The sequence below is a fragment of the Xanthomonas sp. LMC-A-07 genome (assembly GCF_030208825.1).
Classification (GTDB): domain Bacteria; phylum Pseudomonadota; class Gammaproteobacteria; order Xanthomonadales; family Xanthomonadaceae; genus Xanthomonas; species Xanthomonas campestris.
On record NZ_JARVTF010000002.1, the window covers coordinates 86876 to 106435 of the forward strand.

The 19560-nt window shown below is 64.4% G+C and carries 18 protein-coding genes and 1 other RNA gene; 11 read left to right on the plus strand and 8 right to left on the minus strand.

Annotated features, from left to right (window positions below; translation table 11 throughout):
• Nucleotides 1–640: 640 nt before the first annotated feature.
• The 3 genes from rimI to pssA are packed head-to-tail and all read right to left on the minus strand — an operon-like array spanning nt 641 to nt 2357.
• Complete coding sequence (rimI, locus tag QRM89_RS01420; RefSeq protein WP_042596436.1) at nt 641–1123, minus strand: ribosomal protein S18-alanine N-acetyltransferase; 483 nt, start codon at nt 1121–1123, stop codon at nt 641–643.
• Complete coding sequence (locus tag QRM89_RS01425) at nt 1120–1587, minus strand: alanine acetyltransferase (RefSeq protein ID WP_050912432.1); 468 nt, start codon at nt 1585–1587, stop codon at nt 1120–1122. The genes rimI and QRM89_RS01425 overlap by 4 nt, the downstream gene beginning before the upstream one ends.
• The gene (gene pssA / locus QRM89_RS01430; RefSeq protein WP_042596438.1) at nt 1584–2357 is read right to left on the minus strand and encodes a CDP-diacylglycerol--serine O-phosphatidyltransferase; all 774 of its coding nucleotides are present in this window, start codon (nt 2355–2357) and stop codon (nt 1584–1586) included. Before pssA ends, QRM89_RS01425 begins: the two co-directional genes overlap by 4 nt.
• A 135-nt stretch (nt 2358–2492) precedes the next feature.
• Between pssA and QRM89_RS01435 the strand changes: the two genes are divergently transcribed.
• The 3 genes from QRM89_RS01435 (at nt 2493) to QRM89_RS01445 (ending at nt 5444) form a co-directional block, all read left to right on the plus strand.
• Nucleotides 2493–2891, plus strand: coding sequence for a DUF4124 domain-containing protein (locus tag QRM89_RS01435; protein ID WP_012439261.1), 399 nt, complete (start codon nt 2493–2495; stop codon nt 2889–2891).
• Between the two features lie 113 nt (nt 2892–3004).
• On the plus strand, nt 3005–4699 hold the full coding sequence (locus QRM89_RS01440) for a proline--tRNA ligase (protein ID WP_285447117.1): 1695 nt from the start codon (nt 3005–3007) through the stop codon (nt 4697–4699).
• A 277-nt stretch (nt 4700–4976) separates the two neighbouring features.
• Nucleotides 4977–5444: an H-NS family nucleoid-associated regulatory protein gene (locus tag QRM89_RS01445; protein ID WP_011035880.1), complete on the plus strand. Its 468-nt coding sequence runs from the start codon at nt 4977–4979 to the stop codon at nt 5442–5444.
• Between the two features lie 62 nt (nt 5445–5506).
• Here QRM89_RS01445 and QRM89_RS01450 read toward each other — a convergent pair whose 3' ends face one another.
• Nucleotides 5507–6766, minus strand: coding sequence for a threonine/serine exporter family protein (locus QRM89_RS01450; RefSeq protein ID WP_042596442.1), 1260 nt, complete (start codon nt 6764–6766; stop codon nt 5507–5509).
• 165 nt (nt 6767–6931) lie between these two features.
• Between QRM89_RS01450 and QRM89_RS01455 the strand changes: the two genes are divergently transcribed.
• The 4 genes from QRM89_RS01455 (at nt 6932) to QRM89_RS01470 (ending at nt 10533) form a co-directional block, all read left to right on the plus strand.
• Complete coding sequence (locus QRM89_RS01455) at nt 6932–8044, plus strand: ABC transporter permease (RefSeq protein WP_042596444.1); 1113 nt, start codon at nt 6932–6934, stop codon at nt 8042–8044.
• A gap of 82 nt (nt 8045–8126) precedes the next feature.
• Nucleotides 8127–8963 (plus strand): ABC transporter ATP-binding protein, encoded by an 837-nt coding sequence (locus tag QRM89_RS01460; protein ID WP_115572465.1) that lies wholly within the window; start codon nt 8127–8129, stop codon nt 8961–8963.
• A 2-nt stretch (nt 8964–8965) separates the two neighbouring features.
• On the plus strand, nt 8966–9892 hold the full coding sequence (locus QRM89_RS01465; RefSeq protein ID WP_011035876.1) for an MlaD family protein: 927 nt from the start codon (nt 8966–8968) through the stop codon (nt 9890–9892).
• The gene (locus QRM89_RS01470) at nt 9889–10533 is read left to right on the plus strand and encodes an ABC-type transport auxiliary lipoprotein family protein (protein WP_076036445.1); all 645 of its coding nucleotides are present in this window, start codon (nt 9889–9891) and stop codon (nt 10531–10533) included. Before QRM89_RS01465 ends, QRM89_RS01470 begins: the two co-directional genes overlap by 4 nt.
• A 22-nt stretch (nt 10534–10555) precedes the next feature.
• Here the strand turns inward: QRM89_RS01470 and QRM89_RS01475 are convergent.
• Together QRM89_RS01475 and QRM89_RS01480 are read right to left on the minus strand one after the other, a co-directional pair.
• A non-coding RNA gene (locus QRM89_RS01475) (sX9 sRNA) lies at nt 10556–10633 on the minus strand.
• A 721-nt stretch (nt 10634–11354) separates the two neighbouring features.
• Nucleotides 11355–11948: an alpha-ketoglutarate-dependent dioxygenase AlkB gene (locus tag QRM89_RS01480; protein WP_285447118.1), complete on the minus strand. Its 594-nt coding sequence runs from the start codon at nt 11946–11948 to the stop codon at nt 11355–11357.
• Nucleotides 11949–12073: 125 nt separating this feature from the next.
• Between QRM89_RS01480 and QRM89_RS01485 the strand changes: the two genes are divergently transcribed.
• On the plus strand, nt 12074–13723 hold the full coding sequence (locus tag QRM89_RS01485) for an electron transfer flavoprotein-ubiquinone oxidoreductase (RefSeq protein ID WP_285447119.1): 1650 nt from the start codon (nt 12074–12076) through the stop codon (nt 13721–13723).
• Between the two features lie 227 nt (nt 13724–13950).
• Nucleotides 13951–15051 (plus strand): glycosyltransferase, encoded by a 1101-nt coding sequence (locus tag QRM89_RS01490; RefSeq protein WP_285447120.1) that lies wholly within the window; start codon nt 13951–13953, stop codon nt 15049–15051.
• Nucleotides 15052–15137: 86 nt separating this feature from the next.
• Here QRM89_RS01490 and QRM89_RS01495 read toward each other — a convergent pair whose 3' ends face one another.
• Nucleotides 15138–15785, minus strand: a complete 648-nt coding sequence (locus QRM89_RS01495) for a CoA transferase subunit B (protein WP_115003900.1) — start codon at nt 15783–15785, stop codon at nt 15138–15140.
• A complete protein-coding gene (locus tag QRM89_RS01500) occupies nt 15785–16513 on the minus strand; it encodes a CoA transferase subunit A (RefSeq protein WP_285447121.1) in 729 nt (242 codons plus the stop codon). The genes QRM89_RS01495 and QRM89_RS01500 overlap by 1 nt, the downstream gene beginning before the upstream one ends.
• A 134-nt stretch (nt 16514–16647) precedes the next feature.
• On the opposite strand from QRM89_RS01500, the gene QRM89_RS01505 reads away from it, so the two are divergent.
• Both QRM89_RS01505 and QRM89_RS01510 read left to right on the plus strand, forming a co-directional pair.
• Nucleotides 16648–17994: a phosphomannomutase gene (locus tag QRM89_RS01505; RefSeq protein WP_285447122.1), complete on the plus strand. Its 1347-nt coding sequence runs from the start codon at nt 16648–16650 to the stop codon at nt 17992–17994.
• Nucleotides 17995–18040: 46 nt separating this feature from the next.
• On the plus strand, nt 18041–19444 hold the full coding sequence (locus QRM89_RS01510) for a mannose-1-phosphate guanylyltransferase/mannose-6-phosphate isomerase (RefSeq protein WP_115576459.1): 1404 nt from the start codon (nt 18041–18043) through the stop codon (nt 19442–19444).
• Nucleotides 19445–19560: the final 116 nt, after the last annotated feature.

Here is a 19560-nt window from a genome sequence, read left to right on the forward strand (position 1 = left end):
ACATACTTTTCATCTGTGTACTTTTCAGTTTCCGCGACACGGATACTAGGAGCATCGCAATCGGTTGTATCTAGGCGATGTGTCGATGTGCACGCGCAGTCACGCAAACGCTTGCGGGACATTCAAGAGAAGACAAAACGCGATGACGCAGACACGCAGAGACAGCAGAGACAGCAGAGAGGACACTGCAATGCAACATGACGTGCAGCGCGTGGTGGCGTGCAGCAGCGCAAGCACGATGTGTGATCGCGCATGTGAGAGGGCACATCAAGCAGCGCGATCAGGACACATCACTGAGCGCTGGAGACCGCACAAACCCAGCAACACGCGTTGCCGGTGGCGTGCACTTCTGTGCGATGTGCAGCGCAGTGATCGATCATGCGCACACACGTCCAATACTGCGGCGTATCAATCAGCGCATGCGTCGCATGATGAGCCGACATGCCGCACGCACGTTGCGTTCGCTTCGTCAGCTGTGACGCATGCACACACGCATGCCGTGCAAGCGCGTACACCTGCATGCACGTTCGATGACGGTGCCGAGCGTCAACGCACACGCGCACGCCACGCAACCGCGCGGCCAGCTTTCAATCAGTCAGTCACGCCAGGGCATCGCAAAGCCTGCGCGCCACACGATCGGTCAGGAGATGCCTTCGAAGAACAACTCGATCGCCATCACCAGGGCATCTTCGCGCCCGGTGTGCGCGGGGTAGTAGCGCGGACGCCGCCCGATCTCGTTGAACCCTTCGGAGTGGTACAAGGCAATCGCCGACGGATTGGACGGGCGCACTTCCAGAAACGCGCGCCGCGCGCCGCGGTCGCAGGCCGCCTTGATCAGCGCGCGCAGCAACACACGGCCGTGTCCTTGCGACTGTGCTTCCGGTGCAATGCAGACGTTGAGCACATGCGCCTCGTCGGCAGCAATGCTGATCACGCCGTAGCCAATGATCTGCCCGGCCTGCTCCATCACCCAGCCCGGATACCCGGCCTGCAGGCAATCGCGAAAAATGCTGCGCGTCCACGGAAACGGATACGCGCGGCGCTCGATGTCCATGACCGCGTCCAGGTCGCTCTCACGCATGGCGCGCAGGGCTGTGGGCATCGGCGCGTTCATCGCGCTCACGCCGGGCCCTGGCGCCGGCGCAGGGCGCGCAGCTGCGGCCACAGCGCGCGCTTGGCGGCCGGGTTGCCGCGCAATTCGGCCAGCGGCCAGGAGGCCATCAAGGCTTGGGTCTGCGGATCACCGGGATTGCAGCCGGATGCACGCAACAAGGCAATCTGCAATCTGTCGGGCATGCCCACACGGCCACGCCGCGGTGCGGCAGGCGCGGACGGACGAACGCTGACATCGGCAGGTGGCTCGGACGGCGCAGCCGGTGCGCTGCGGCGTGCGGCAGGTGCTGCGCTGGGCGCAGGCGCGGCGTGTTGCGGGCGCGCAGGTTCTCGCACCGGTGCCGGCGCCTCAGCCACAGCAGGCGCCGGTTCGGCCTCCACCGTGTCACGGTCCAGATACACGGTGTGCCCCATCGCCTGCAGGCAGCTCACCTGCAGGTCCGACCACACCGGCGCGACGGCCATCTCGCTCATGGCAGCTCGGGCGTCCTGCGTCCGCGCCGCCACAGCCACATCACCGGGCCGGACAAGGCGTACAGCACGCCGATCACCAGCAGCGAACGTGCCGGGTCGATGACCAGCAGCGCGATGACCACCGCCGCGATCGCCAGCGCCAGGAATGGCACCCGATCCGCACGCGGGCCGCGTTCGCCGCCCTTGAAGCTCCAGAACCGGATCCGGCTGACCATCAGCAACGCCGACACCACCGTGACGCCCAGCGCCACATAGCGCAGCTGCTCGCCATCCAGGCCCAGGCTGTCGTCGGCGAAGGCCCACACGAAGGACATCATCAAGCCGGCCGCGGCCGGACTGGCCAGGCCGATGAACCAGCGCTTGTCGACCACGCCGACCTGGGTGTTGAAGCGCGCCAGCCGCAGGGCGGCGCAGGCCGCATACAGAAACGCCGCCGACCAGCCGACCCGGCCCATCACGCTGCTATCGAACTTCAGCGCCGACAGCGACCAGTGATACATCACCAGCGCCGGCGCCATGCCAAAGCTGACCAGGTCGGCCAGCGAGTCGTACTGCACGCCGAATTCGCTGCTGGTGTTGGTTAGGCGCGCCACGCGGCCGTCCAGCCCGTCCATCACCGCGGCCACGAACACCGCCATGCTGGCCTGCACGAACTGGCCATTGGCAGCAGCAATGATGGCGTAGAAGCCGGAGAACAACCCGGCGGTGGTGAACAGGTTCGGCAGCAGGTAGATCGTGCGCGAACGCGGGGGCGGTCTCATTTCATCCATCCGGCAAGTGTAGGGCCTGAGGTCCGTCCGGCGGTAGCGCGGCCCGGCCTGATGCGCCCTGCCGGCCCATCGATCACTTGCCACGGCGGTCGCTGAATGCTGCAATCGCCGCGGGAATCATCTAGGGGAAGCCTCATGCACCTGTCGTCCGGGCTCTGCGCCCTGTTGATGCTGGTCAGCGCCGCCGCTGGCGCCACCGATCTATACAAGTGGAAAGACGCCAAGGGCGTGACCCACTACACCGAGACCCCGCCCCCGACCGGCCAGCGCTACGAGTCGCGCCGGATCGATGCGCGCAGCGGCACCGCCGCCATCGCCGCCCCGGAAACGGCTGCGCCCGAATCGGCCGACTGCCTCACGGCACGCCGCAACCTGGAGCTGCTCAGCGGCAAGGGCGAAGTGACCATGGGCGCCGGCGACGGCAAGCCTGGCACCCCGCTGGACCCGGAGGCGCGCGCCGCGCAGCGCAATCTGGCCGAGGCCGCCGCCAAGGCCTATTGCAAGCCGGCACCGGCCGGCGGCCCAACCACCTGAGCCCTGCGCACCGGCCGCGCGCCGGTGCACGCAACGCGCCGCCGGGTCATCGCCGATGACCTGCGGGGCACGACACTGGCAAACTATCGGCTTTCCGCCTCAAGCGAAGCCCGATGCGTCTTTCCCAGTTCCACCTGCACACCACCAAGGAAACCCCGGCCGACGCCGAGCTGGTCAGCCACCGTCTGATGCTGCGCGCGGGCATGATCCGCAAGCTGGCCTCCGGGCTGTACACCTGGTCGCCGCTGGGCTTGCGCGTGCTGCGCAAGGTCGAGGCCATCGTGCGCGAGGAAATGAACCGCGCCGGGGCGGTGGAAGTGCTGTTCCCCACCATCCAGCCGCGCGAGCTGTGGGACGCGACCGGCCGCTGGGAAAAGTTCGGCGGGCAATTGCTGAAGATCAAGGACCGCAAGGAACAGGAGTTCTGCTACACCCCGACCGCCGAAGAAGCCGCGGCCGAGTTCGCGCGTCAGGAAATCAACAGCTACAAGCAGCTGCCGCTGAATTTCTACCAGATCCAGACCAAGTTCCGCGATGAAATCCGCCCGCGTTTCGGCGTGATGCGTGCACGCGAGTTCCTGATGAAGGACGCCTATTCGTTCCATCTCACCGATGCGGACATGGCGCGCGAGTACGACAACATGCGGGCCGCCTATATCCGCATCTTCACCCGGCTGGGGCTGGAGTTCCGTGCGGTGCAGGCCGACTCCGGCGCAATCGGCGGTGATGCCTCGCAGGAATTCCATGTCATCGCCGAATCGGGCGAGGACTCGCTGGCGTTCTCCACCGGCTCGGACTACGCGGCCAATGTGGAAACCGCCAGCGCCGCCCTGCCCGCACCGCGCCCGGCTGCCGGCGAGCCCCTGCAGCGCGTGGACACGCCCACCCAGAAGACCTGCGAAGACGTGGCCCAGTTGCTGGGCCTGCCGCTGCAGCGCACGGTGAAGTCGATCGCGGTGATGACCACCGCCGGCTTCGTGCTGGTGCTGGTGCGCGGCGATCACGCCGTCAACGAGATCAAGCTGGCCAAGGTCGCCGGCATGGTCGACTACCGGCTGGCCAATGAAAGCGAGATCCGTCAGCACCTGGGCAGCGAACCCGGCTTCCTGGGCCCGGTGCAGCCGGCCCAGCCGATTCGCATCATTGCCGATCGCGACGTCGCCGCCATGGCCGATTTCGTGGTCGGTGCCAACGCGGTAGGCGTGCACCTGACCGGGGTCAACTGGGGCCGCGACCTGCCCGAACCGGAGACTGTGGCCGACGTGCGCAATGTCGTCGACGGCGACCGTGCCAGCGACGGCGGCGAGCTGCGCCTGACCCGCGGCATCGAGGTGGGCCATGTGTTCCAGCTCGGCAGCAAATACGCCGAAGCGCTGCAGGCCACCGTGCTGGACGAAAACGGCAAGGCTGCGGTGATGAAGATGGGCTGCTACGGCATTGGCATCTCGCGCATCGTGGCGGCAGCAATCGAACAGAACCACGACGACGCCGGCATTGTCTGGCCCGCGCCGATGGCGCCGTGGAAGGTGGTGGTGTGCGTGATCAACCCCAAGCAGGATGCGCAGGTGGCCGCCGCGGCCGCGGCCCTGCTGGAGGAATTGATCGCTGCCGGCATCGAGGCGGCGTTGGACGATCGCGGCCTGCGCCCGGGCGCCATGTTTGCCGACATGGAACTGCTGGGCATTCCGCACCGCGTGGTGGTGTCCGAGCGCGGATTGGCGGCCGGGACTTTTGAATATCGCGCCCGCACCGCCGAGGCGGCAGAAAACCTGGATAAGGCCGGGTTATTCTCCCGGCTTGGGCACTGATCAAACCCGGGCAATATCCTCCCGCTGGATGAACGCACTGCGCCGAAGTAATTCGGCGCATTTGTCATATGGGTTTTCTGTCATTATGATGGCCGGCGCTGCCACGGAATGGCATTCCGAGAGCAACTAACAAAGCGTGACGTGCGGTTTGGGATGGTGCGCAGGATTTCGTATGGACGCGCTCCAGAGAAAACCGATGGCAGGCCGCGCCTGCCATTCGAATATGTCACCGTTTTGTTAGTTGCTCTTAATTTCCCTCTCATTTTCCGGAGTAGTGATGTCGATCGATCTCACCGGCCTGTCGGCCAAGCAGTTGGGCGCACTGATCAAGAATGCAAAGAAGCAGCAGACGGTGGTCGCCAAGCGCGCGCCGATTGCCAAGGTGCGGACCCAATTGACCCGCGCCGCGAAAGCCCAGGGTTATTCCATTGAAGAATTGTTCGGCGCTGCCGCCAGTGCCGGCCCGGGCCGTCCGGCCGCCGCCGGCAAGCCGGGTCCGCGTGCCGGACGCAAGCTGGGCAAGGTTGCACCGAAATACCGCAACCCCGCCAATGCCCAGGAAACCTGGACCGGCCGTGGCAAGCAGCCGCGCTGGCTGGCTGAATTGACCGCTGCTGGCAAGAAGGTCGAAGACTTCCTGATCAAGAAGGACGGCGGCGCAAAGCCGGCAAAGAAGGCCACCGCCAAGAAGGCCACGCGCAAAACTGCCACCAAGCGCGCGACCAAGAAAGCCAAGGCTGCGTGATTCAACGCCAATAAAGAAACGCCGGCACTGCCGGCGTTTTTTATTGGCGCCGTTCGGGCCTGTCATAAATTCTTGCGGGCCGGGATCAACAGATTGCCAAACAGCAATCCGGCCACCAAAGCCATCACGATATTGGTGACCGCCAATAGCGCGGCTTGGCCGACGGTGACATCCTGCTGCTGCACCAGGGTCAAAAACCCGCGCAAACTGGTGCTACCGGGCACCAGCATGATGATGCCCGGCAACCGGATCAGCGCACCGGGTTTTTGCACCACGCGTCCAAACAGATTGCCAGCGGCGGTCAATGCCATCGCCGAGGCGAACACGCCGGCCGGCCCACCCCAGGCATGCCCGGCATAACGCGCAATGACATACCCGGACATGGCCGCCGCCATGATCCACAGATAATCGCGGCGATTGGCCTTGAACAGCACCGCGAACGCATACGCGGCCACCAGCAGCGAGGCCCATTCCACCCAGCCGGCCTGTGGGCGCACTGCCGCCACCTGCGGGTTCAAGCCCACCAACTGGGTCAACGTCACCGCAATCACCGCGCCCACGGTGAGCTTGAGCACCGTGGTGACCGCACCGGCCAGGCGCGCCGTGCCCGACACCCAATGCTGGCTGGCCAACTCGTTGAACGCATTGGTCAGCGACATACCGGGCAGCAGCACCACCAGCGAGGCAATGATCACTGTATTGAGATTGAGCGGGCCGACCAGCGACGCCACCAGCGCAGCGACCACGCCGGCCAGCAGCCCGGCCAGTGCTTCGCCGGCCTCCTTGGTGGCCGGGCGCTTGTCGGTGTACTGGGTGAGCAGCCCGATCGACATACCGATCACCCCGGCGGTGGCGATGTCCAGCCACGGCAGCTTCCACAGCCCGGCCACCCCGGCCGCGGCCAGGCCGAACGCCAGCACCTGCAGGGCCTTGCCGCGCCGGTCCGTTTCGCGGTCGAGACGGCGCAGGGCCGTGTGCCCCTGGGCAATACTCATGCGCCCGTTGGCGACGCTGTCGGCCACGTAGTCGGCGACGCTGAGTTTGTAGAGGTCGTTCTCGCCCGGCGCCAGGCGGATCACGCGGGTGATGTCGCTGGAGCCGATCGACTTGGTCGGGTCGCTGAAGCTCAGGATGATGCCGGTGGGATTGGACCAGGGCTCGCAATCCAGCCCCAGTTTCTGCGACAGGCCGATCACCGCCGCCTCCAGCCGCTGCGCGGTGGTGCCATAGGAATGCAGGCGCCCGGCGATTTCCGACACGAAGGCGACACGTTGCGCGTAGGTTGCGCCGGCGGACGATGGAACAACGGTGGCAGCAGACATGCGTGGCGGGTCGGATCGAAGCGGCGCCTGGGCGAGGACGCCAGTGTATGCGCAGCACGCGTGGCCCGTGGTCGCCATCGCCGGTGGCTGTCGCCATGCGCGCAGTCACTCCCCATCATTCGCTCACGCCAGCCACTGTATGCTGACGCCACGGACAGGCCGCCAATGATCAAACCGCAACCGCCACGCATCGAACAAGACTCGCAGGACCATGCCGAGGTACGCCTCGCCGGCAGTTGGGTCCTGGCCACCGCCCTGCCCCAGGCCGAGCTGCTGCAAGCCGTTCCCGACGGGGTGCGCCGCATCGACGCGCGTGGCATCCAGCAACTGGATTCGGCCGGCGTGCTGCAGCTGCTGCGCTTTGCCAGCCGCATGGGCCTGAAAGAAGACGCCATCGATTTCCGCGACGAGCACCAGGCACTGGTGTGCACCATCGAGGAACTCAACGACGAGCGCCCCAAGCCCAAGCGCGATTACGGCTTTGTCGCCGCACTGGATCGCCTGGGCCGCACCACCCACGGCGTGGGCCAAGGCATCCTGGAGCTCAACAGCTTCCTGGGCGAGAACCTGGTCAAGATCGCGCGACTGATCCACGAGCCGCGCCGCTTCCGGCTCACCTCCACCGTGCACCACATGGAACAGGTGGGGCTGGATGCGGTGCCGCTGGTGGTGCTGCTGTCGTATCTGGTGGGCGCGGTGATCGCGTTTTTGGGCTCGACGATCCTGCGCGACTTCGGCGCGGAGATCTATGTGGTGGAACTGGTGTCGATCGCGTTCCTGCGCGAATTTGCCGTACTACTCACCGCCATTGTCTTGGCCGGCCGCACCGCCAGCGCGTTCACCGCGCAGATCGGCGCGATGAAATCGCGCGAGGAAGTGGATGCCATCCGCACCCTGGGCCTGGACCCGATCGATCTGCTGGTGATCCCGCGCCTGCTCGCGCTGATCTTCACCTTGCCGCTGCTGACCTTCATCGCGATGATCGCCGGCCTGGCCGGTGGCGTGACCGTGGGCGCGTTCGATCTGGACATTCCGCCGCAGATGTATCTGGCACGCATGCACGACACCATCCAGCTGCGGCACTTCCTGGTCGGCCTGTCGAAGGCGCCGCTGTTTGCGCTGGTGATCGGCCTGATCGGCTGCCTGGAGGGTTTGAAGGTGAGCGGCACCGCGCAGTCGGTGGGCGAACGCACCACTTCTTCGGTGGTGCAGACGATTTCCTTGGTCATCATCCTCGACGCGATTGCGGCGTTGTGGTTCATGAAGATGGGGTGGTGATGAGGCCGAGATTCGACATTGGGGATTCGGGATTCGTGCAAAGCACACGCGCGGGCGTCTCCGCGCTCGCGAGAGGCCTGCTGTGACCCATCCCGAATCCCAAATCACCACTCCCGAACCCGAAACCGACGACGACCAGCTGGCGATCTCGGTGCGCGGTCTGACCAACCGATTCGGTAGTCAGGTCGTCCACGAAGAGCTCGACCTGGACGTGCGCCGCGGCGAGATCCTGGGCGTGGTCGGCGGCTCGGGCACCGGCAAGTCGGTGTTGATGCGCAGCATCCTGGGCCTGCGCGAACCCGATGCCGGAAGCATCCAGGTGCTGGGCGCGGATGCGCGCTCGGGCCGTTTCGTCGATCGCCAGCACATCACCCGCAACACCGGCGTGCTGTTCCAGGACGGCGCGCTGTTTTCGTCGATGACCGTCGGTGAGAACGTGCAGGTGCCGCTGAAGGAGCATCACGGCGAATTTCCCGAGCGCTGGTATTTCGAACTGGCGCTGTTGAAGATCAAGCTGGCCGGCCTGCCCGCCGACGCGCTGGACAAGCTGCCCTCGCAATTGTCCGGCGGCATGCGCAAGCGCGCCGGGTTGGCGCGGGCGCTGGCACTGGACCCGCCGCTACTATTCCTGGACGAGCCCACCGCTGGGCTGGATCCAATCGGCGCGGCCGCCTTCGACCGGCTGATCCGCACATTGCAGCAGGCCCTGGGCCTGACCGTGTTCCTGATCACCCACGACCTGGATACGCTGTACGCCATCTGCGACCGCATCGCGGTGCTGGCCGATCGCAAGGTGATCGCCAACGCCCCGCTGGCCGAGATCGAACAAGTCGATCACCCCTGGATCCAGGAATATTTTCACGGCCCCCGTGCGCGTGCCGCGCGCCAGGCCAAGACCGCCTCCACCGAGACCGCCTGAGCATGGAAACCAAAGCCAATTACGTCCTGATCGGCGCCTTCACCATCGTGGCCGGCCTGGCCTTGCTGCTGTTCGGGCTGTGGGCCGCCAAATACTCCTCCGACCGTACCTGGCAGCAGTACCGGGTGGTGTTCCGCGAGGCGGTGACTGGCCTGTCAGTCGGCAGCCCGGTGCAGTACAACGGCATCGCGGTGGGCTCGATCACCGAGCTGACGCTGGCGCCGAACGACCCGCGCCAAGTCGTGGCGCATGTGCGGGTGAACTCCACCACGCCGATCAAGAGCGACACCCGCGCCAAGCTGGCCATCACCAGCCTGACCGGCCCGTCGATCATCCAGCTCTCCGGCGGCACGCCCGAAGCGCCGTCGCTGACCACCATCGACAAGAGCGACGCGCCGATCATCCAGACCACACCGTCGGCGCTGCAGAACATTACCGACACCGCCAACCGCATCGTCGAGCGCATGGACCAGATGCTCTCGGACAAGAACGTGGCCAGCATCACCGCCACGCTGCAGAACCTGGAAAAGATCAGCGGCGGCATCGCCGATCGCGACGAAGGCATGCAGGCGCTGATCGTCAGCGCGCGCGATGCCGCGCGCAATCTGGACACCACCCTGACCACCACTAACGGCACGATCAAGCGGCTGGACCAGAACCTGGTGCAGCAGCTGCCCGGCATCCTGGAAAAACTCGACGCGACCCTGGTCAAGCTGGACTCGGCCGCCGGCAACGCTGACAACATCCTTGGCGAGAACCGCGCGGCCATCAATAGTTTTGCCAATGACGGCCTCGGCCAGCTGGGCCCCACGCTCACCGAGTTGCGCGGCCTGATCCGCGATCTGCGCCGGGTCAGCGACAAACTGGACAACAACCCTGCGCGCTACCTGCTCGGCCGCGACGCACCCAAGGAGTTCGAACCGAAATGACTGCCATGCGCCTGTTGCGTCCCCTGCTGTGCGTCTCGTTGCTGGCGCTGGGCGGCTGCTCGGTCCTGACCGGTGGCGACCAGAAACCGGCCACGATCTATGCCCCCACCGTGCGCGTCACACCCAATCCGGCGTGGCCGCAGGTCAGCTGGCAGCTCTCGGTGGCCAAGCCCAGCGCCGCGCGCATCATCGACAGCCCGCGCATCAATGTGCGGCCGACTCCCGGCGAATTGCAGGTCTATCACGGCGCTGGCTGGGCCCAGCCGGCCACCGACATGCTGGAAGACAGCGTGGTCCGCGCCTTCGAAGACTCCGGCAAGATCGCCGCGGTTGCGCGCATCGGCGCCGGGATCCGCTCGGACTACAAGCTGGCGATCGATGTGCGCCGCTTCGAGTCCGACTATGCCGGCCAGTCGCTGCCGGCTGCCACCATCGAACTCAACGCCAAGCTGCTGCATTCCTCCGATCAGCGCGTGGTGGCATCGCGTACGTTCACCGTGGCCCGCCCCTCAAGCAGCACCGACACCGCTGCGGTCGCGGCCGCGTTCGAGCAGGCCCTGACCCAGGTCACCACCGAGCTGGTCGGCTGGACCTTGATCACCGGGCAGCAGGACAGCCAGACCTTGCCGCGTGCGTTGTAAGCGCAAGCGACAGACTTGGGACGGCTAGCACTACCTAGCGAGCAGTCGTTAGGTGGGTGCGGACTGTGCGTGGGAACCAGAGTGCACACGAGTGGCACATGCCGTCCGCGCCGGCCCAAGGGCTGCCGCAGAGCGGCTGAGCTGCGGTCTGGCTGCAGGGCCCTTACCCGCCCACCATCGCGGGACACGCCGCAAGTACGTCCCTGTATAGGCTCTTACGCGGCATCCATGCCGCGTAAGGTCCCGCGACGGTGGGCGGGCAAGGACCCGTCGAGATGGTCGTGTGCATGGCGTTCAGTAAAACAGCCAGCAAACTGTCTGGTGCGGTGTCCTCGCCGATTGCGGGACCGTGTGGCGGCATGGATGCCGCCACCGAGCCCCCAGGGACGGGTTGACGGCGTGTCCCGCAAGCGGTGAGGGCACCGCGCCCTCGACGCTGTGAGTTTGCTGCAGGGCCCCTTGCCCGCTCACCATCGCGGACACGCTGCAAGTACGTCCTTGTACCCGCGTAAGGTCCCGCGACGGTGAGCGGGCAAGGACCTGTCGAGATGGTCGGCACGCATGGTTTTCAGTAAAGCAGCCAGCAAACTCTCTGGTGCAGTGTCCTCGCCGCTTGCGGGACCGTGTGGCGGCATGGATGCCGCCACCGAGCCCACATGGACGTACTTGCGGCGTGTCCCGCGAGCGTTGAGGGCACCGTGGCCTCGACCGACCCAGCGTTTGACCCGGCTTCTGACTGCATCCAACAAGATGCAGCCAACGAAACCACTGCGCTCACCGCCAGGCGACCGCTCGCCATGTTTCGTGAGCCGCTCCTATCGCTAGGACACGCGCATCGCAATCTGGCGAAAGGTCAAATTGATGCGCTCGCCGACCGGTTTTACGGTGCGCGGCAAGGCATGTTTGTAATGGCGCTGGGTATCGCCACCCATCAGCAACAAATCGCCATGGCCGAGTTCCAGGGTCTGCTTCAGCGTTGGATCGTGCCGATGCTTGAAGGCAAACCGCCGCGCCGCACCCAGGCTTAGCGATGCGATCACCGGTTGCGCGCCCAGCTCCGGCTCGTCATCGCTATGCCAGCCCATCGCGTCGGCTCCGCTGCGGTAGCGGTTGACCAGCACGCTGTTGAACGCGCGACCGGTTTCATCCTGCAGACGCGTACGCACTGGCTGCAGCGCCTCCAGCCACGGCTGCGGCGCAAACTGCGTGCCCGAGTAGCGATAGCTGGCATCCGCATCGCCGATCCAGCTGCTCAGACGCGGCGAATCCACCACCCGCCCGAACATACGGATGCGATGGACCTCCCACTGCACCTGGTCCAGCAGCGCCTGCATCAGCGCATCGGCGTGCGCGGCCTGCAACCAGCCGCGACACCAGTGGACCTGAGCTCCTGGCAGTGCAACGCGTATGTTCATGCGCAAACGCTAGCATGCGCGTGTCCGGGCGCACCGGCAGCGGCGGATGAATCAACGCGATTTGCCGCCATCACATGCAATCCCGGAAAATGCACCCCAGCCATCGAGCCAACGGGAGCGGAGCAATGTCGGAAGCGGGAATCGGCGCGCAAGCGTCAGAGACGGTCGAGCGCGACGTGATGGAGTACGACGTCGTCACCGTCGGTGCCGGTCCGGCCGGGCTGTCGTTCGCGATCCGGCTCAAACAGCTCAACCCCGAGTTGAGCGTGTGCGTGATCGAAAAATCCAGCACCATCGGTGCGCACATCCTCTCCGGCGCGGTGATCGAACCCGGCCCGCTGGATGCCTTGCTGCCGGGCTGGCGCGATCACCCGCCGCCGATCTGCGTGGCCGCCACCGAGGACGAATTCTGGTTTCTCGGCAAGGACAGCGCGCGCAAATTCCCGGTGGTGCCGCCAGGCATGCGCAACCACGGCAACTTCATCGTCAGCCTGGGCGCCATGTGCGCCTGGCTCGCCCCGCAGGCCGAAGCCCTGGGCGTGGAGATCTACCCCGGCTTTGCCGCCGCCGAAACCCTGCACGACGACAGCGGCCAGGTGGTGGGCGTGCGCATCGGCGACATGGGCGTGGCCAAGGATGGGTCGCACAAGCCCGGCTACACCGCCGGTATCGACATCCGCGCCAAGGTCACCGTGCTGGCCGAAGGCGCACGTGGCCATCTCACCAAGCGCCTGCTCAAGCGCTTCGACCTGACTGCCGATGTCGACCCGCAGGGCTATTCGATCGGCATCAAGGAACTGTGGCAGGTGCCCGAGGGCCGCGTCAGCCCCGGCAAGATCGTGCACACGCTCGGCTGGCCGGCCGACAACCGCACCTATGGCGGCAGCTTCCTGTATCACCTGGACAACAACCAGATCGCGCTGGGCTACGTCAGCGGGCTGGACTACAGCGACCCTAACTACCAGCCGTGGGAGGCTTTCCAGCAATGGAAGAACCACGCGCTGATCAAGCCCCTGCTGGAAGGCGGCAGCATCCTGTCGGCCGGCGCGCGCGCCATCGTCACCGGCGGCTGGCAATCGCTGCCCAAGGTGGAAATGCCCGGTGCACTGCTGATCGGCGACACCGCCGGCCTGCTCAACGTGCCCAAGATCAAGGGCACCCATCAGGCGATCCGCAGCGGCATGCTGGCCGCCGAGCACCTGGTGCAATCGCAACTGGTCCCACAGGGCTTCGATGCCAAACTGCGCGCCTCCGATGCCATGGCCGAACTCAAACAGGTGCGCAACATCAAGCCCGGCTTCAAGAAGGGACTGTGGCTGGGCATGCTCAATGCCGCCTGGGAAACCGCGCTCAAGGGCGCCTCGCCGTGGACACTGAGAAACAAGCCGGATTGGTCGGCCATGCACAAACTCGGCGAGTACGAACAGCCCAAACGCGACTACGTCCAGCGCGAGCTCGCCCCACGCGATCGGCTGCAGGCGGTCTACTTCGCCGCCACCGAACACGATGAAGACCAACCGGTGCATCTGCAGGTGCTCGACACCAGCATCTGCGCCACCCGCTGCGTGGAGGAATACAACAACCCCTGCACCCGCTTCTGCCCGGCCAACGTCTACGAAATGGTCGCAGACACCACCAGCCCCTCCGGCAAGCGCCTGCAGATCAACGCCGCCAACTGCGTGCACTGCAAGACCTGCGACATCAAGGATCCCTACGAAATCATCAACTGGGTCACCCCGGAGGGTGGTTCTGGGCCGAACTACCAGAACCTGTGAGCTTCTTCCTACCGGCACTCTTTGGTTGGAAAGCCAGGCGGCTTTTGCGTACGTTGAGTGGTGCTTTCAAAAGTCTTTCCACTAGAGGCTTAGGTGACACTTTGCGCGTTGTGCGGGAGCGCATCCGTTCCACGATCTCTTCAAGAACAGGGCACGATCTACCGACTTGCTCTACGCCTGGTCACTCAATCGCCGCTCATGCCACCATCCTTGTCCTGGACGCGATGATGCCCGACCCTGCGCGCGACTCCGGTTCTGTACGTATGCTCGGCATGCTCTCGCTCATGCGATCTTTGGGACACGAAGTTGCTTTCTTTCCCAACAGTGGCAACTCCACCAACGCTGAAATTGGCCTGTTACGTGAAATGAATGTGGATGTCATTGGTACAGGCGGGATGCCTTCCCTTCCAGCATGGCTGAAGCGGCATTCGTCCCAGCTCCGCGCCGTGATTTTTTCTCGGCACGAGGTAGCGGAGGCAAATTGGCAGCTGATCTCTGAGTCCGCACCGAATGCGGCGCGCATCTTTGACACGGTGGATCTGCACTTCTTGCGACTGGAACGAGAAGCACGGATTCAAAAGAGTAGAAAACTTATGCGGTTAGCACGTCTTTCGCGCCGGCAGGAACTCAAATTCACACAAGCGGCTGACCGCGTTTTGGTTGTCAGCGGTTCTGAAAAAGAGCTACTGAGCGATATCGTTCCAACGGCAGAAATCCACATTTTGTCCAATATCCACGAAGTACAAGGCTGCAAAACGCCTTATGAGCAGAGGCAAGGCTTATTGTTTGTAGGCGGATTTGGTCACTCCCCGAATCGGGACGCGGTATTCTGGCTATTGAAAGAAATACTGCCTGAAATCCATAGATTCCTTCCCGAAACGATACTGCACTTGGTGGGAGACATACCCCGCGACGTGATATCTCACTTAGAACTCAAGAATGTCCATCTACATGGTCGAGTACCCTCCTTGCGCGCATTGATGGAATCATCTTTAGTTGCGTTGGCCCCACTGCGTGCAGGAGCAGGAGTGAAAGGCAAGATCAACAGCGCAATGAGCCACGGACTGCCGGTTGTAGCAACATCAATTGCAGCAGAAGGCATGCATCTTACTGACAGACATGATGTTTTGGTGGCGGATACGCCCCATCAATTTGCCCAGGCCCTTATTGATTTACACACTGATGACCAGTTATGGCGGAAACTATCCGCTAATGGCATGTGCAATATCCAAAATTACTTCAGCACGGAGGCTGCATTGACCGTTCTTCATAAAGCACTTCCTCCTGTGCCACCAAATCAAGTGCGGAGTGAAAACAATTGGTCTTGATTATTCGGCGCTAACTAACGAAAACCAGCGAGCGCATGCGGGCTCGCATTCACTCGCACTCGCTGGTTACAGCACTGCAGTCAGAACTAGTCCCGCTCTTCGGTGACAGTCGTAAAAGTCACGCCCGTCTTTGCGCGTAACGCCTCCAGCTCCACACCCTCGGCACGCTCCACCAGCATCAACCCATCAGCGGTGACGTCGAACACCGCCAGGTCGGTGATGATGCGATCGACCACGCCCACGCCGGTCAGCGGCAGGTCGCATTGCGGCAGGATCTTGTGCGTGCCGTCCTTGGCCACGTGTTCCATCAGCACGACCACGCGCTTGACGCCGGCCACCAGGTCCATCGCGCCGCCCATGCCCTTGACCATCTTGCCCGGCACCATCCAGTTGGCAAGGTCGCCGCGGTCGGTGACCTGCATCGCGCCGAGGATTGCCAGGTCGATGTGTCCACCGCGGATCATCGCGAACGAATCGTGGCTACCGAAATAGCTGGCACCCGCGCGTGCGGTCACGGTCTGTTTGCCGGCATTGATGAGGTCCGCGTCCACTTCGTCTTCGCCGGGAAACGGGCCGATGCCGAGCAAGCCGTTTTCCGATTGCAGCCACACGTCCACGCCGTCGGGAATGTGGTTGGCCACCAGCGTGGGCAGGCCGATGCCCAGGTTGACGTAGGCGCCGTCGGTGAGTTCGCGCGCGGCGCGTGCCGCCATCTGATCGCGGGTCCAGGCCATTACTTGTCTCCCTGGCGCACGGTGCGCTGTTCGATGCGTTTTTCCGGAGTGGCGTTGAGTACCAGGCGGTCGATATAAATGCCGGGCAGGTGCACCTGATCCGGATCGATCGCACCGAGCTCGACAATCTCTTCCACCTCGGCGATGCAGACGCGCCCGGCCATGGCACAGGCCGGATTGAAATTGCGCGCGGTCTTGCGGAACACCAGGTTGCCGGCGGTGTCGGAGCGCCACGCCTTGATCAGCGCAACGTCGGCCTGCAACGCGGTTTCCAGCACGTAATGCTTGCCATCGAACTCGCGCGTTTCCTTGCCTTCGGCCACGATGGTGCCGTAGCCGGTGGCGGTGTAGAACGCGGGAATGCCCGCACCGCCCGCACGCAGGCGCTCGGCCAGCGTGCCCTGCGGGTTGAATTCAAGCTCGAGTTCGCCGGCCAGATATTGGCGTTCGAATTCCTTGTTCTCGCCCACATAGGACGAAATCATCTTGCGGATCTGGCGGGTCGCCAGCAATTGGCCCAGGCCGAAGCCATCCACGCCCGCATTGTTCGAAATCACCGTCAGGCCGCTCACCGCGCTGTCGCGCAGCGCAGCGATCAAGGCTTCCGGAATGCCGCACAGCCCGAAGCCGCCAACCGCCAACGTTTGTCCATCGGCCACCACGCCGGCCAGCGCCGCCTTGGCATCGGCATAGCGCTTGGCGCCCGCCCCCCTTGCAACTTGGTTCATCACCGCCCTCACCTCGCTGATGCGAAGCGGGCATTCTAGCCGCTGACTGTTCCCTGTCCTCGGTCGCAATTCAGCCACACCCAAGACACGGCGCAGCCGCTAAACTCGGCTGTCCCCCACCCGAGGAATTGCCCATGACGCTACCCGCCTTCAAGGCCTACGATATTCGCGGCCGCGTGCCGGATGAACTCAACGAGGACTTGGCCCGCCGCATCGGCGTGGCACTGGCGGCGCAGCTGGATCAAGGGCCCGTGGTCCTGGGCCACGACGTGCGCCTGGCGAGCCCGGCACTGCAGGAGGCGCTGTCTGCCGGCCTGCGTGCCAGCGGCCGCGAGGTGATCGACATTGGCCTGTGCGGCACCGAGGAGGTCTATTTCCAGACCGATCACCTCAAGGCCGCCGGCGGCGTGATGGTCACCGCCAGCCACAACCCGATGGACTACAACGGCATGAAACTGGTGCGTGAGCAGGCGCGGCCGATCAGCTCCGATACCGGCCTGTTCGCCATCCGCGACACGGTCGCGGCCGATACTGCCGCCGCAGGCGAGCCCACCGCTGCCGAGCACAGCCGCACCGACAAGACCGCGTATCTGGAGCACCTGCTCAGCTACGTGGACCGCAGCACGCTCAAGCCGCTCAAGCTGGTGGTGAACGCCGGCAACGGCGGCGCCGGTCTGATCGTCGACCTGCTGGCACCGCATCTGCCGTTCGAATTCGTGCGCGTCTTCCACGAGCCCGATGGCAACTTCCCCAACGGCATCCCCAACCCGCTGCTGCCGGAAAACCGCGACGCCACCGCCAAGGCGGTCAAGGAACACGGCGCCGATTTCGGGATTGCCTGGGACGGCGACTTCGATCGCTGCTTCTTCTTCGATCAAACCGGCCGCTTCATCGAGGGCTACTACCTGGTCGGCCTGCTGGCGCAAGCCATCCTGGCCAAGCAGCCCGGCGGCAAGGTCGTGCACGACCCGCGCCTGACCTGGAACACGGTGGAGATGGTGGAAGACGCCGGCGGCATTCCGGTGCTGTGCAAGAGCGGCCACGCCTTCATCAAGGAAAAAATGCGCAGCGAGAACGCCGTCTATGGTGGCGAAATGAGCGCGCACCATTACTTTCGCGAATTCGCCTACGCCGACTCCGGCATGATTCCGTGGCTGCTGATCGCCGAGCTGGTCTCGCAATCGGGCCGTTCGCTGGCGGACCTGGTCGAAGCGCGCATGCAGAAGTTCCCCTGCAGCGGCGAGATCAACTTCAAGGTCGACGACGCCAAGGCTGCGGTCGCACGCGTCATGGCGCATTACGGTGATCAGTCACCGGAGCTGGATTACACCGACGGCATCAGCGCCGACTTCGGGCAATGGCGCTTTAACCTGCGCAGCTCCAACACCGAGCCGCTGCTGCGTCTGAACGTGGAAACGCGCGGCGATGCCGCACTGCTGGAAACGCGTACGCAGGAAATCTCTGCTCTGCTGCGCGGTTGAAACATCCTCCCCTCCCCTTAGACGCACTTTGGAGTTTCCCCCGCCCATGAGCGACGTCCTTCCAATCATCCTTTCCGGCGGCTCCGGCACACGCCTGTGGCCGTTGTCGCGCGAAGCCTATCCCAAGCAGTTCCTGCCGCTGGTCGGCGAACACAGCATGTTGCAGGCCACATGGCTGCGTTCGGCCCCGGTCGCTGCGCATGCACCGATCATCGTTGCCAACGAAGAGCACCGTTTCATGGCGGCCGAGCAGCTGCAGCAGCTGGGCGTGAAGCCGTCGGCCATCCTGCTCGAGCCCAAGGGCCGCAATACCGCCCCGGCCATCGCCGTAGCTGCACTGGAGGCCACCCGCAATGGTGGCGATCCGCTGCTGTTGGTGCTGCCCTCGGACCACGTGATCCGCGATGAAGCCGCCTTCCAGGTGGCGGTGACGGCCGCTGCGGCCGCCGCTGAACAGGGCAAGTTGGTGACGTTCGGCATCAAGCCGACCGCGCCGGAAACCGGCTATGGCTACATCAAGGCCGGCGCCGGCACTGGCGTGAGCGCAGTTGAGCGTTTTGTCGAAAAGCCCGACCTTGCGACCGCTCAGGGCTACCTGGCCAGCGGCGAGTACTACTGGAACAGCGGTATGTTCCTGTTCCGCGCCTCGCGTTATCTGGAGGAGCTGCGCAAGTTCCAGCCGGCCATTGCCGATGCCTGCCAAAAGGCCTGGGAAAGCGCCAAGCGCGATGCCGACTTCACCCGTCTGGACAAGGACGCATTCGCGGCCAGCCCGTCGGATTCGATCGACTACGCGGTAATGGAGAAGACCTCCGATGCCGTGGTGGTGCCGCTGGATGCCGGCTGGAACGACGTGGGCTCGTGGTCGGCACTGCTTGAAGTGTCCGAGCAGGATGCACAGGGCAATGCGCATCACGGCGACGTGATCCAGCTGGACTGCCAGAACACCTACGCGTACGGCTCGCGCCTGATCGCCATGGTCGGCCTGGAGAACGTCGTGGTCGTGGAAACCGATGACGCCGTGCTGGTCGGTCATCGCGATCGCATCCAGGAGGTCAAGGAAGTCGTCAGCCAGATCAAGGCGGCGGGCCGCTCGGAAGCAACCTGGCACCGCAAGGTCTACCGTCCGTGGGGCGCCTACGACTCCATCGACATGGGCCAGCGTTTTCAGGTCAAGCGCATCACCGTCAAACCGGGCGCCACGCTCAGCCTGCAGATGCACCACCACCGCGCCGAACATTGGATCGTGGTGAGCGGGACAGCCGAAGTCACCCGCGGCGACGAAGTGCTGCTGTTGACCGAGAACCAGAGTACCTACATCCCGCTGGGCGTGACCCATCGCCTGAAAAACCCCGGTCGCCTGCCGCTGGAATTGATTGAAGTGCAGTCTGGCAGCTATCTGGGCGAAGACGATATCGTGCGCTTCGAGGACACCTACGGGCGCACCTGATCGCGCGTTACAGGTGTCTGGATAGCATACGCAAAGAGCCGGGATTTCCCGGCTCTTTGCTGTTTCAACTTCGCGTGCAAGCATTTGCCAGCGTTAACAACGAATGGATCGCCTCG

Excerpts from the sequence above, each read along its gene's own strand:
- QRM89_RS01465 (WP_011035876.1), top strand. The coding sequence starts at position 8,966 with ATGGAAACCAAAGCCAATTACGTCCTGATCGGCGCCTTCACCATCGTG.
- QRM89_RS01445 (WP_011035880.1), top strand. The coding sequence starts at position 4,977 with ATGTCGATCGATCTCACCGGCCTGTCGGCCAAGCAGTTGGGCGCACTG.
- QRM89_RS01470 (WP_076036445.1), top strand. The coding sequence starts at position 9,889 with ATGACTGCCATGCGCCTGTTGCGTCCCCTGCTGTGCGTCTCGTTGCTG.
- QRM89_RS01485 (WP_285447119.1), top strand. The coding sequence starts at position 12,074 with ATGTCGGAAGCGGGAATCGGCGCGCAAGCGTCAGAGACGGTCGAGCGC.
- QRM89_RS01490 (WP_285447120.1), top strand. The coding sequence starts at position 13,951 with ATGCCCGACCCTGCGCGCGACTCCGGTTCTGTACGTATGCTCGGCATG.
- QRM89_RS01505 (WP_285447122.1), top strand. The coding sequence starts at position 16,648 with ATGACGCTACCCGCCTTCAAGGCCTACGATATTCGCGGCCGCGTGCCG.
- pssA (WP_042596438.1), bottom strand. The coding sequence starts at position 2,357 with ATGGATGAAATGAGACCGCCCCCGCGTTCGCGCACGATCTACCTGCTG.
- QRM89_RS01510 (WP_115576459.1), top strand. The coding sequence starts at position 18,041 with ATGAGCGACGTCCTTCCAATCATCCTTTCCGGCGGCTCCGGCACACGC.
- QRM89_RS01495 (WP_115003900.1), bottom strand. The coding sequence starts at position 15,785 with ATGGCCTGGACCCGCGATCAGATGGCGGCACGCGCCGCGCGCGAACTC.
- QRM89_RS01450 (WP_042596442.1), bottom strand. The coding sequence starts at position 6,766 with ATGTCTGCTGCCACCGTTGTTCCATCGTCCGCCGGCGCAACCTACGCG.
- QRM89_RS01455 (WP_042596444.1), top strand. The coding sequence starts at position 6,932 with ATGATCAAACCGCAACCGCCACGCATCGAACAAGACTCGCAGGACCAT.
- QRM89_RS01480 (WP_285447118.1), bottom strand. The coding sequence starts at position 11,948 with ATGAACATACGCGTTGCACTGCCAGGAGCTCAGGTCCACTGGTGTCGC.
- QRM89_RS01440 (WP_285447117.1), top strand. The coding sequence starts at position 3,005 with ATGCGTCTTTCCCAGTTCCACCTGCACACCACCAAGGAAACCCCGGCC.
- QRM89_RS01435 (WP_012439261.1), top strand. The coding sequence starts at position 2,493 with ATGCACCTGTCGTCCGGGCTCTGCGCCCTGTTGATGCTGGTCAGCGCC.
- QRM89_RS01425 (WP_050912432.1), bottom strand. The coding sequence starts at position 1,587 with ATGAGCGAGATGGCCGTCGCGCCGGTGTGGTCGGACCTGCAGGTGAGC.
- QRM89_RS01500 (WP_285447121.1), bottom strand. The coding sequence starts at position 16,513 with ATGAACCAAGTTGCAAGGGGGGCGGGCGCCAAGCGCTATGCCGATGCC.